This window comes from Flavivirga amylovorans (assembly GCF_030540875.1).
Taxonomy (GTDB): domain Bacteria; phylum Bacteroidota; class Bacteroidia; order Flavobacteriales; family Flavobacteriaceae; genus Flavivirga; species Flavivirga amylovorans.
Genome location: NZ_JAUOEM010000003.1, coordinates 521,351 through 534,449, shown reverse-complemented (window position 1 = coordinate 534,449; position 13,099 = coordinate 521,351). Strand labels below are relative to the sequence as shown.

The following is a 13,099-nucleotide window of genomic DNA, read 5'->3' as shown; positions in this document are numbered from 1 at the left end:
AGTTTAAAATTGAAAATATATAAAAGAATTTTGTCTATTAATAGCGAATAAAACAATAATTAATATATAAGCTAAACTCATACTATATTTCGTCCATTTTGTACGCTCAGTAAATAACTCATAGACTTTACTATTACCTTTATAATAATATATAGCTTGTACTACAAAAATTAAAATAACACTTAAGAATAATTCAAAATAGTTATCTAAGATATTAATATGAAAGCTATTATTAAAGGTAAACATGCTTTTTACGTAAACCATTGCATGCGATATGTTTGGAGATCTGAAGAAAACTAGTGTTGTAATAATTAAACTTATACCTGTACCCCATCCTATTAATTCTCTAGCTCTTTTTGGTAGATGTAACAAATCAAAAATTGAATAGCGAATCGATTTTGTAGAAATTTCAATAATTAATATTAAAGCGTTCAATAAGCTCCAAACAACAAATGTCCAGTTAGCACCATGCCATAAACCATTAATAAAAAATACAATAAAAACTGCTAGGAGTCTAGGTGTTCTATTTTTTTTCACCAATGGTTTGTATATGAAATCTCTTATCCATTGTGTAAAAGAAATATGCCAACGCTTCCAGAATTCTGCGACAGAGGTTGCAAAAATAGGTTGATTAAAATTTTGAATTAAATCATACCCCATTGTTTTAGCAGCCCCTATTGCTATGGACGTATAAGCTGAAAAATCATAATATATTTGAAAACAAAAGAAAATACTCCCTAAAACTAATGATAAACTATGGTGTGAGTCTGGGTTTCTAAAAGCTTCATCTACATAAACCCCCAATCTATCTGCTACCACAAGTTTTAAAAAGAAGCCCCAAGCCATCATTATTATACCCTGTTTGATATTGTTGATATTAATTTTGACATCTGATTTTAATTGAGGTAATAGTCTAGAGGCTCGTTCTACAGGTCCAGCCACAAGTTGAGGAAAAAAAGACACGTATAAAGCAAATTTACCAACATGTCGTTCAGGTATAATTAGACCTCTATAAATTTCTATAGAATAACTCATAGTTTGAAAAGTATAAAAGCTAATACCTATAGGGAGCAGAATATTGTTGAAATTATAAGAATTTACATCTTGATCATTTAATACTTCTGCACCAAAAAAATCAAAAACCCATTGAATATTCGTAGTAAAGAAAAGTAAATACTTGAAAGCAAACAGAATACCAGCATTAGTTATAATACTTAGAAGCAAATAATGTCTTTTTATTGATTTACTTTTTGCCTCGTACATCTTTATACCACAATAATAATCTACCAGAGTAGATATTATTAATAATAGTATCAATTCTGGTTCATGTGCCATATAAAAATAATAGCTACCTAGTAAAAGCCATAGCCATCTATATTTATGGTTTAGTAGATAAAACCCAATAATCATAATTGGAAAGAAAAGAAGAAATTCAAAAGAATTAAATAACATAATTACATTACTTCTGAGTTATTGAATCACAAAGTGCTTTTGTAAACTCCTTACCCCCATGTTTGTCTATATGATGTCCGTCATATGTTTTATATTGAAGTTCTCCAGAATTATTAAAATCAAAAAAAGGTGTTTCATTGATTTTTGCTATAGAATCAACGATAGCATTTAATTCAGGGTAATAAGAGTTTTCAAGATTTAAAAATTCTTTACTAATAGGCATTCTTATTAAATAAACTTTGCCAAACTTTTTTAACTCTTTAATGAGGGTATTGAAACTGTTAACTCTAAAATCTGATATTTTGTACATCTCTCTTTCATCAAGAAATAAATCTATTTGATGTTTTCTCCATGTATCAAAAACTAAAGTGTCTGTTGGCAGATTAGATTCCTCTAACCATCCATCTTTATGTGTTTCAGAGTTCTTTCTAAATAAAGCCTTGAAATGGAAATAAGACATGTTTTTTAATAAATATTCATAATTTGGATTGACATCCACATGGTTCATGTTATGAGGTGGTTGATTTGATTCTCTAAATTCACCTAAATCATTTCTAAATCCATCCTTTGAAGTTAAAAAGTCTGGTGTTATAGATATTATAAATAGTCCATTAGTTGCTGTTTTATCTATTTTTTTAAGAATGCTTTCAGTGTATAAAGGGCCAGAAATAGCTTGTGCTCCAGTAAAACTATAATTTAATACAGGAAGATCATATTGGTTTTTATTATGAAAATATTGATTAATTACACTAGGTTGTATTCCCTGAAAACTCCTTGAATCCCCAATTATTATTGATTTAACTTTCGGAGTGGTAAATTTTTGATAAAAATAATCAACATTACCTCCATAATTCATCAAAATCACAGTGATTATTCCAAAGCAGACAACAAAAAAAATGCTTAGTTTAATTATAAGTAGTTTCATAATTATTTAGAATTGAAAGTATATAAATGTCTCTGAGCTTTTTCCAAAAAATAATATTAACAAGAATAGAAAGACATATGAACTCCATCTTAAAAAAATATTATAATTGTTAATTTCAAAATCATGTTTTTTCTCTCGATTGTTCCATTCAATAAAAAAGAATATAAAAATTAAAAATATGGTTATCAAATAATTAGAGTTAAATAATCCTTGAGGAATTGAAAAAATATCGTCAGAAAAAATAGAAATAATGTAATTTATGGCTTCTTTAATACTGTTAGCTCTGAAAAAGATATCGGTTGCCATGATTAAAATGAATAATAACAACATTTTAATAAATTCAATAATTGAAGGAAAAAATTTTCCTTTTGCAACAATTTCTGAAGTATTCATTTTGCCGGAATAGACTAATGGGATAAAATAAATACCATGCAGTAATCCATAAAAAACAAAAGTCCAATTTGCACCATGCCAAAATCCTACCAAGACAAAAGTTGCAATAATTGAAATAATTAACCCGTTTTTCTGATAACTTCTTAAGCTAAACGAAAGCGGCGTAAAAACATAATCCATCATCCATGTGGTTAATGATATATGCCATTTTCTCCAAAAATCACTAATATTAGTTGAAAAGAAAGGAGTTGCGAAGTTACGCATTAACTGAATTCCAAATAATTTTGATAAGCCAATCGCCATATTTGAATACCCAGAAAAATCTGCATATAGTTGTATCGCATAGAAAAAAGCCCCTAGAATGAGTGTGCTTCCAGATTGATCTTCATAATTATTAAAAATTGGATTAGCTATTGTAGCACAATTCTCCGCAATAACAATTTTAGCAAATAAACCCCATAAAATCTGTCTAAGTCCATCAACAAATAACTCATAAGAAAACGCTCTTTTTTCTTGGATTTGAGGCATCATCTTGGTCGCTCTTTCAATAGGCCCGGAAAGGATTTTTGGGAAATAAGCAACAAAAAGAGAAAATTCTAAGAAATTATGACTTGGATCTATTTCTTCGTTGTAAACATCAATTAAATATCCTAATGTTTGAAAAGTAAAAAAACTAATGCCTAAAGGAAGCAAAATAGAAAGCGTCGTATAACTTGAAGTTATTCCAAAAACATTTATTAACTCCACAAAGCTTTCATAGAAAAAGTTGAAATACTTAAAATACAGTAAAAGCCCAACATTAAACACCAAGCCTATATATAAAAATCGTCGTTGCTTAGCTTCATCATCAACTTCTTTCCTTATTTTTAATGCCAAGTAATAGTTTATTATGATGCTTGCAATTAGTAAAAATAAGAATCGCCAATCTGCCCAGGCATAAAAAAAAAGACTAGAGGCTAGTAATAATACATTTTGAGCGACCTTACTTTTTTTGAAAAAACTCCAATAGAGAAAAAGTACGGGTAGAACAAAAACTACGAACTTTATAGAATTAAATACCAAAACGAATGAGTGATTTAGATTTTACTTTGAATTACAGAGACTAAAGATCCCATGTTTTTCAGCTTGTTTAAATCCCTTAATTTAAATTTAATATTGAAAGCTTTTTCTATTTTTGTTATTATTATCATGTGCGATAACGAATCCCATCCATCAACATCTTTAGCTGTTAGTTCGTCATGCATTTCAAAATTAGTATGTTCTAAAGTAGACTCTAAAACGCCACTTATAGTCTCTTTTATAGTTAAGGTTTCCATGGTATTATTATTTATTCAGTAAAAAGTTTTGTTAGTTTATTTCTATCTGTTTTTCCGTTAGAATTTAATGGAAAACTACTAATAAATTTAATTTGAGTTGGAATCATATATTTAGGTAGTTTCTCATTTAATTTTTGTATTAATTCTTTAGTGTCAATTGGTTCTGATTCTATCACTAAACCTATTTCAGTATTTTGAATATCATTAGTGAAGGCTACTGCTACAGTATTTATCTTATTTAAGGAAGCTTTTACATGAAACTCTATTTCGGATAATTCAACTCTAAAACCTTGAATTTTGGCCTGAAAATCAACTCTTCCTAAATATAAAACATCACCATCTTTATCAGCATAACATAAATCACCTGTTCTATAAAACCTTGTTTCTTTTCCTTTATAATGTTTATTAAAAAATACTTGTTTGTTTTTTTCTTCGTTTCTCCAATAGCCAGGTGTTAATTGTATACCACTTAAGCACAATTCTCCTTCTTTTCCAGTTTCAACTTCATTATCATCATCATCTACTATAATAGTTGATGTATTTATCATGTCTTTGCCAATTGTTAAAACCCCATTATGTGTTTTATTTTCATCATTCCTTTTATAGGTATAATCCATACAATAAATTGTACACTCTGTAGGGCCATAAACATTAGCAATTGTCGCATTTGGAATACATTTACTCCATTCTTCTGTAACGTCTAAAGGTAAAGCTTCCCCACAGAATAAACTAAATTTCATTGATGGGCAATTAATTTCGTCAAAATAAGGTCTTAAATAATGTAATATAGAAGGAACCATTAATGAATACGTTAATTCATGGTCTTCCATTAATTCAAAAATATAGCTATACTTAATTTCTTCTTTAGGAATAGTATAAATACAGGCACCTTTAAGTATAGGAGCAAGATATGAAACAACAGATAAATCAAATGTTAACTCGAACATTTGTAAACATCTGTCATTTTCTGTAATTATATAATCTAAAGCCCATTGAGCTTCCATAAAACCTGAGAGATTTCCAAAGGTTATTGGTACCCCTTTTGGGGTTCCTGTTGTTCCGGAAGTAAAGAATATATAGGCGAAATCTTCATTAGATATTTCAGTAGGGTTTAAATCGATATCTGAATCATTAAGATTTTCAGTCATTATCGAATTTAAATTGTTGAAAACTTTCTTAGATGAAGAATCAAGAACTGTAACAATATCTGCTTGCTTAATTACTGCCAAATTCCTGTCTTCTGGAAAGTCTGGGTTTAATGGAACATAAGCTTTACCCTCCATCCATAATGCAATTATTGAAGCGTAAGTATAAATGTCATCATTGGTTATTAATCCAACAAAACATTCTGTCTTCTTAGTATTTTTCTTTATAGCATGCCTTATATTAGATATAGTTTGAGCTAAATCTTCATATGTATAATACGTATTACTAATGTAAAAAGCATTGTTTTTATAATTAGTAATAATAGACGATTGAATTTCTAAAGTTAAGTTCATTTTGAAATATAAATTTATTATTGGAGGGGCAATAATTATACAGCTAACATATAATATTCATTCTAAACATTAACCATTTATTCTACGAAAAAACTAAAATATTCGTTGTAATAAGATTTTAATTAAAGAATAATCTATAAGGTTTATAGATTATTAAATAAAATAATGTTGAAGCTGTCTTAAATATCTTGCAATAACATTTATATGATTGATTATGAGATCAAAAAGACATGTTAAACTTATTAAAGTTGTTAACAATTTTTCACAAATATTCTTTTTTAAACTAATTTTACACTTAATATTTTTGGTGGGGAGAATCCAAACTTCTTTCATATGCGTATATAAGAGCAAGTTAGAATTCTTAAAAGACACTTAATCGTTTAAAACGGTATTTTAACGATAAAATACAAAAACAAGAATGTATTTTGTCGAAAAAATAAGACACTTAAACGGCGTTTTTTAAATTATTTTTACTATTGAAGAAGAAAAGATTACTAATACATCCCCAAATTATGATTACTATGAAAGAGATTTTAAAACTTATGCTATTATTTTTATTATTAACGATATCATTAATATCATGTAATAAAGACGAATTATTTGTAGAACCTGTTGAAGTTGTTAAAGAAGACACTACAAATGATGAAGATGAAGATGACCCTGAGACTCCTGATCAAACTGAAACTATTTTACCTTGTGATTTCACATTAGATAATGTAGAGCCAAATTCAACAATAATCATAGACTGTCTTTTAGATTTAGAAGGTAAAACTATAAACCTTCCAGCTGGAGTTACTCTAGATTATGAAGGTGGAGATATTATTAATGGAACACTTAATTTTGGAGACAACAGTATTATAGGTGGAGAGATATTAAATTCTACGTTAACCATTGGAGGAACTAACCCTCAGGTTAAAGACGAGGTTTTTAGCTTTAACCCAAAGAGATGGGGTATCGTTGAAGGCAAAGTGTCTGATGAAATTGCTAAAAAGAATAAAGATATATTAAATGAGTTAATGATTCAATCGAAAGATTTAGGAGTTACAACTTTTAAAATTGATGAAATTGACGCGTATTTTAAAGTAGAAGGAGACGCTAGCAATGCTATGCCAGTACTTCAGGCTGTTAAAATTCCATCGGACTTTAATTTTATCATGACCGATAATACGCACCTAAGAGTCCAACCTAATGATTACCCTTATAGTACCTTATTGTCGGTACATTTAGGTTCTAATATTCGCATAGAAGGAGGGAACCTACATGGAGATAGAGATGAACATGATTATTCTCAATACCCAGTTCATGATTGGGGACATTTACTTACTATTAGAGGAGGTAACTCTGTATTAGTTAAAAATGTAACAATGATGGATGCAATGGGTGATGGTTTAGATATACAAGGAGAAGGACATGCAGTTAATCCAGATTATAGACCAACTAAAGATTTATTAGTAACTGGATGTAAGTTTATTAGGAATAGGAGAAATAACGTTTCAATAACGGCAGTAGACGGAATGACTCTTGAAGATTCTGATTTTATTGATGCTAGTATTAATACTTCAAAGTCTCAAGGTACTGCTCCAGGTTGGGGGCTTGATATTGAGGCATTAAAGCCAAATGAATTAGCAGAAAATATTATTTTAAGAAATAATAGAGAGAGAGGAAGTAGAAAAGGAGCTTTTATAGTTGCAATTGGAGATAGAGTAACAATTGAAGGTAATACTTTAGAAAACCCAATTGTTTTGCAAAGTGCAACTGAATGTGTAGTTAGAAATAATGATCTTATTGCCAAGTCGGATATTATGAAATCTAACGGTTCAGGAATCATTACTGGACGTGCCGATAGAGGTAGTGCGGTACATAGCAATGATGTATATGACAATACTGTTACGGATTTTGCAACAGGTATTTCAGTCTCAAACTCAAATATGAAAGTATATGGTAATACTATTAATAATTGTGGACGAGGCATAGCCGTTGAAGGTGTTGCTGGTGTTGAAAACAGTGAAGTATATGGGAATACTATTAAAAGTAATGCAGATAAAAGTGCTGGTATTTCAATGGCAGCAGAAATAAATAATGTTATTGTTAGAGATAATAATGTAGATGTAGTAAGGTTTGGTGTTGTTTTTCAAAATGTTAATAACACTGTTGAGTCTGCAAACTACTTACTTGAGTTTAAAGGAAATACTATTGTAGGTGGAAATACAACAACTATGACAACTTCTAATAATATTGATTTAATTGAAAATTCTTTTAATAAAAATTTTGAATTTTATACTTGCTCTAATATAAATATTATTGGTAATACAGTTACATCAAACAGTAAGCCTCCATTATATTTGAGAACTCAAAACTCTCACATAGCTCTTAGAGGTAATATAATGAGTGCTCCGCAAAATGTAGAATGTATTGACGTATTAGATGGATCTGGTAATGATACTAACTCTATTGTTATGGAAAATAACACTTGTAATTAAAAACCGATATAACAGTTATAAATACAAAAAAATACGGGCATATGTTAAATATGCCCGTATTTTTTATAAAAACCTAATTAAATAAGCCTATATTTTTTTAATAATTTTTGCAGGTATACCGCCTACAATACTATTCGATTCGACAACTTTATTTACAACAGCTCCAGCTGCAACGATACTTCTGGTGCCTATAGTTACCCCACTTAAAATCCTACAGCCAGCACCAATCCATATATCATCTTCTAATAATACAGAATCCATAGTGGCATTATTATATTTAATTGGAATAGATATATCATCATAAGTATGACCAGTTGTCATAATTGTACTTGAGTGAGCTATAGATATGTTATCTCCTATCTTTAAACCGCCAGTACCGTCTATATAGCACATAGAATGTATGCTAACATTAGTACCAATTTCCATAGTATTTAAACCTTTTAAAAAAACCCCTTCATGTATAGAAACATTATCACCGCATGATAGTGATAGGTTTTTGAATATCACAAATCTAATTAACATACCAATTCTACCCGATATATTTCGGGAATAAATAAATAATCTTTTATTTATAAACCTAGGTACAACCTTATTAAGAATCACTAAGAATTTAATAATAAGATTGAATTTCTTTAATTTTTCTCTACCGCTGCTAGCCATTGTACATTTATTCTTTACTTTTTTTCATAACGCCTTTTTTCGTAGTTTTCATAATATAGAAATATAGAATAATTCCAAAAGGTATGGCTATAATTGTTAGCATTTTTTTTGGAGAATCATTAATAAACTTCCAATTATTAATCATAATACTACTTGATACATAGTGAATGGCATTTTTAAATTTTTCTTTTAAGGTATATGAATATTTCATACGTTGTTTACGTTCATGCGCAAACCCTTTGGGGTGTTTTTTATATTGGTTAAAAATATTTAAACTTGAACCATCTTCCATGTATTCAACATCGCAAAAAACCTCATTAAAGCATAACAACCAATAATCTTGATCAATTAACATATATTTATACCCAAGAGGAACAAAACGTTCTTCTTTAAAAATAGGATAGTCAGGATATTTTTTTATTACTTCGGTACGATAGACAAATTTTTTGTCGCCAACAACATTATATTTACTTTTTAATTGATAATATTTGCATTCTTTGAGGTTTTCAGGAAATGGAGTTCCTATAATATTTCCTTGTCTATCTATATCTAGACCTATAATACCTGCATATTTTTCATTGCCATGTCCATGTTTCTGCCATAATGTGAGTATTCTTTCTATGGCATTGTCTGGCATAAAATCATCAGAATCAATACAGACGTTGAGTTCTGTGTTTATTAAGCTGTATGCGGAATTATGTGCACCATGCATGCCTTGATTTTCTTGGTAATGGTATTGAATAGATATTTTTTCTTCATTAATCCAACTTTCAACAAGCTCTCTAGTGTTATCTGTAGAGCCATCATCAATAATCAACCATAAAAAATCCTGGTTAGTTTGTTTTATCAAACTTTTATAACATTGAGGCAGACAATATGCTCTATTGAAAGTTGGTGTAAAAACAGTTATTTTTTTCATTTAAAAATTTTTAAGCATAATATACATATGACATTAAGTATGTAAAAGCAAAATAAAGAAATATAACTTTACTTAAAGCTAAGTTTTGCTTTTCAAAAAATCGAGATTTTAAATAGGGATAAACAACAATGATAGACATCATAAACCACGAAATATATGCAAATCTATTCGAAAAATTAGCTCTTATAACCAAAATCCAGAATGCATTACAAATTAAATAGATATTAAAAAGTCTATAATAGTTTTGGTCAGTAAATTTCTTTTTGAATATAAAATACCATCCTGCAAAAACAGCGGAACTGCTATAAATTAAGAAGTCCCATCTAAATCCTACATTTTCGAATTTCGCATCTTTTTCTCCAGTTAAATAACCACCCAATCTGTCATCTCCAAAGCCAAGTTTTGTGAAAAGAGAAATCCATACAAAACCTAAAAACAATGATAAAGGAATGGCTATAAGCCAAATTTTTAAATATGTTTTTGGATTATTGTAAAAAAAAGTTGCGATATAGGCTAATGTAGGAAGCATAAGTGTTTTGTGAAAAGAGCAAGCTAAAAGCATTAACAATGCCATCAAGATTTTTTTATCCTTAACAGAAAAGGCAAGTAAAAAAATTGAAGTAGCAATTCCATTTCTAATTCCGTTAACACCGTATGTCCAAAATGAAAATGATACAACAAACATTAGAAAAGAATAAAACCAATATTTTCCAAAAAAGCGTTTCGAAATATAATACATGGGATAAATATAAAGAAATGCACAAACCAGAAAGAATAAATGAATAGGCATCCATCCAGAGCAAAACTTCATAAAAGCATGAAACCCTAAATCATGGCTTGAGAGGATGGGAGCCCCATATGCATAATTATAATAATGCCTCGCATAAGTAGCCATATCAACGAAATACATGCCACTTATTGGTCTTAGACCAATATATACAACTAAAAACAGAAAAATTAAATTACCCGTAAAGCTTAAATATTTAACGTTTTTTGTATCATCTAAATTTAAAAGTAAGGCATGAAAAATTGTAAATAAAACCAAAAACAACATTAAATTAATATAAAGAGAATAATAATATTCTAAGGGGATAAAATTTATCATGTTGGTTATATATTAATATATTTTAACTTTTCAAGTATTCTTTTGTTACTATATCTATATCAAATTTGGCAAGTAAAGAATCCTTATTTTTTTTCAATACACTTTGATATTTATTAGACTTAATTACAGACTTTATAGCTTTAGATAACTTTATTTCTTCTTCAATAAATTGATTACTTGTAGGGATGCCCAATTTACCAAAAAAAAGATTAGGTGTTACAATACCGCTTTCTGTTTCAATGTTATCATTTACTTCTGTGATATTAGAAAATCCCATAAGCTCAGTGATCCCTTTGGTGCAAAAAGAAGAAACTATTGGGGTTTCAACACATATAGACTCTACTATAACATTAGGGGTCCCTTCATAATGAGAAGAAAGCGCCAATAACTTAGCTTTAGATAAGTAGTTATATGGATTACTTTTTCTACCTAAAAACACGACATTTTTAGAAATATTAAGCTCGTCAATTAATTTATTTAAATGCTCTCGGACTTCATTATCTCCATCTCCTATAAAAACAAGTTTGGAATTTGGGTCTTCTGCTAAAACTAATGAAAAGGCTTTGATAAGATGCCAAGGAGATTTTTGAATTGATAAACGGCCTAAAAAGAGAACCAGATTTTCAGTTTCAGAAAAAAGTTCTAATTCTTTTGAGTCGTCTATTTGTAATTTTGACAACCTATTTATCTCTTCTAAATCATGAGGGTTATATATAACACTTAACTTATTAGAAAACTTAAAACCACATTTACTTATTAAATCTTGCTTGATATCTTTACTTATACAAACGACCTTATTAATGAAATAATAAGTAGTTTTATAGCTTAATCTAAATATAGAATTAAGAAAAGATTTATTCGAAAACTCAACACTTTTTAAAGCATGAATACTAGCAATTTTAAATTCTTTTGTGAATGTTAATGAACTAAAAAAATTTGCCATATCGCCAAAAGCAATTGAATGGGTTATTTTTTCTTCTTTTATAACTTTACGTAAAAGCTTAGGAGCGGTTGAATAGAATTTAAAACGTTCAGACTTTGACATTTGATAAAAATCTTTGTCTTTAAAATATAGTTCGTCTTCTCCAAAATTTATAATATCAGATTGTAGTTTTATAAACTTTATAGCTTTAACGTTATACCCTTTTTTTTTATAGTGGTTATGAAAAGACAATGCTAACCTCTCCATACCACCAACACTACCATAAGGCATAATTAAAAGGATATTTTTCATAAAGTATTTTGTTTTTTTAAATTTTTAAATAACTCTTCCCACTTTAACATAATATTTTCAGCTAAATACTTCTTGGCAGTTTCTCTTGCATTTAATCCCATTTTAGAGCGCAATTCTTGTTCTTTTATTAGAAGGATTAATTTATTTGCAAACTCATTAATATTTCCATTTTCTATTAAAAAACCATCTTTGTTTTCTGTAATAATATCTTTTGGTCCACATGGGCAATCATATGCAACACATGGAAGTCCAAAAGCCATAGCTTCAATTAGCACCATGCCAAAACCTTCAGATCTAGAAGACATAGCATATATAGAAGCTTCTCTATATTTATCTTGAATATTTTTAACTGGATTGAAAAAAGAAATATTCTTTTTAATTCCTAAATCATCAGCTAATTTAATATGTTTTTTTTGAGCATCTATTTTTCCATATATTTCCAAATTCCAGTTCGGGTATTTACTTACTACTAGTTTCCAACTTTCTAATAACCTGTCATAACCTTTTTGAAACCCATGATTACCAACACTAATAACTTTTCTTTTAGCTAAAGGAGCTCTTTCTTCTGGATAAAAAGAAAGGGGGTTAGCGATAACATGTGAATTTTTAAGAGGCCATTCATTTAAATTATCATTTGTCAAAACAACAAAGGCATTAAATGCTTTAGCTCCTTTATGCATCAATAAATTCAGCACTTTAAATTTTAGTTTCTGAAAAATATTTGGAGTGTCGGTTTTTTTAATGATATCTTTCGAGGCATGTCTTTCGTATATCATAATTGAAGACTTACCTAATAAGCGTGGTAAAAAAAAACCTTTTAAACCATCATCACATACTAAAATAATATCAGGTTTTATTTCTTTTACCTTATTTCGTATACCACTTATATAACTTTTAATGTATTTAAAAACATTACCATTAGCTTTTATATTATGAAAGCTTATTTTATCACTAAAATTATAGAATAGAGACGAACTTAATTGGTTAAGCGTAATTATATCTACGTCATACCCTAAAACATCTACTAAATAACTTGCTTTTATTGATAAAACACGTTCTAAACCTCCAGATCCATCAACACCATTTGTAATATATAGAAGTTTCATTTTAGTAATA

11 protein-coding genes are annotated in these 13,099 nt (G+C 28.7%); 1 reads left to right on the top strand and 10 read right to left on the bottom strand.

The window, feature by feature from the left end; translation table 11 throughout:
- Window positions 1-3: 3 nt before the first annotated feature.
- The 5 genes from Q4Q39_RS10775 to Q4Q39_RS10755 all read right to left on the bottom strand — a co-directional run bounded on the left by Q4Q39_RS10775 (window position 4) and on the right by Q4Q39_RS10755 (window position 5,585).
- Window positions 4-1,335, bottom strand: coding sequence for an MBOAT family O-acyltransferase (locus tag Q4Q39_RS10775; RefSeq protein ID WP_303282469.1), 1,332 nt, complete (start codon window positions 1,333-1,335; stop codon window positions 4-6).
- Between the two features lie 124 nt (window positions 1,336-1,459).
- Entirely contained in the window at window positions 1,460-2,377 is a 918-nt protein-coding gene (locus Q4Q39_RS10770) for a hypothetical protein (RefSeq protein ID WP_303282468.1), read from the bottom strand.
- 6 nt (window positions 2,378-2,383) lie between these two features.
- Window positions 2,384-3,832 (bottom strand): MBOAT family O-acyltransferase, encoded by a 1,449-nt coding sequence (locus Q4Q39_RS10765; RefSeq protein ID WP_303282467.1) that lies wholly within the window; start codon window positions 3,830-3,832, stop codon window positions 2,384-2,386.
- A gap of 14 nt (window positions 3,833-3,846) precedes the next feature.
- On the bottom strand, window positions 3,847-4,086 hold the full coding sequence (locus Q4Q39_RS10760) for an acyl carrier protein (RefSeq protein WP_303282466.1): 240 nt from the start codon (window positions 4,084-4,086) through the stop codon (window positions 3,847-3,849).
- Between the two features lie 11 nt (window positions 4,087-4,097).
- On the bottom strand, window positions 4,098-5,585 hold the full coding sequence (locus tag Q4Q39_RS10755; protein WP_303282464.1) for an AMP-binding protein: 1,488 nt from the start codon (window positions 5,583-5,585) through the stop codon (window positions 4,098-4,100).
- Window positions 5,586-6,106: 521 nt separating this feature from the next.
- Here Q4Q39_RS10755 and Q4Q39_RS10750 point away from each other — a divergent pair.
- Window positions 6,107-8,065: a right-handed parallel beta-helix repeat-containing protein gene (locus tag Q4Q39_RS10750; RefSeq protein WP_303282463.1), complete on the top strand. Its 1,959-nt coding sequence runs from the start codon at window positions 6,107-6,109 to the stop codon at window positions 8,063-8,065.
- A gap of 87 nt (window positions 8,066-8,152) precedes the next feature.
- Here Q4Q39_RS10750 and Q4Q39_RS10745 read toward each other — a convergent pair whose 3' ends face one another.
- From Q4Q39_RS10745 to Q4Q39_RS10725, 5 genes are all read right to left on the bottom strand, one after another.
- Window positions 8,153-8,587: an acyltransferase gene (locus tag Q4Q39_RS10745; RefSeq protein WP_303282462.1), complete on the bottom strand. Its 435-nt coding sequence runs from the start codon at window positions 8,585-8,587 to the stop codon at window positions 8,153-8,155.
- A 145-nt stretch (window positions 8,588-8,732) separates the two neighbouring features.
- Window positions 8,733-9,644, bottom strand: a complete 912-nt coding sequence (locus Q4Q39_RS10740) for a glycosyltransferase family 2 protein (RefSeq protein ID WP_303282461.1) — start codon at window positions 9,642-9,644, stop codon at window positions 8,733-8,735.
- Between the two features lie 10 nt (window positions 9,645-9,654).
- Window positions 9,655-10,749: an EpsG family protein gene (locus tag Q4Q39_RS10735; protein ID WP_303282459.1), complete on the bottom strand. Its 1,095-nt coding sequence runs from the start codon at window positions 10,747-10,749 to the stop codon at window positions 9,655-9,657.
- 22 nt (window positions 10,750-10,771) lie between these two features.
- Window positions 10,772-11,983, bottom strand: a complete 1,212-nt coding sequence (locus tag Q4Q39_RS10730; protein ID WP_303282458.1) for a glycosyltransferase — start codon at window positions 11,981-11,983, stop codon at window positions 10,772-10,774.
- Window positions 11,980-13,089: a glycosyltransferase family 4 protein gene (locus Q4Q39_RS10725; protein WP_303282456.1), complete on the bottom strand. Its 1,110-nt coding sequence runs from the start codon at window positions 13,087-13,089 to the stop codon at window positions 11,980-11,982. Before Q4Q39_RS10725 ends, Q4Q39_RS10730 begins: the two co-directional genes overlap by 4 nt.
- Window positions 13,090-13,099: the final 10 nt, after the last annotated feature.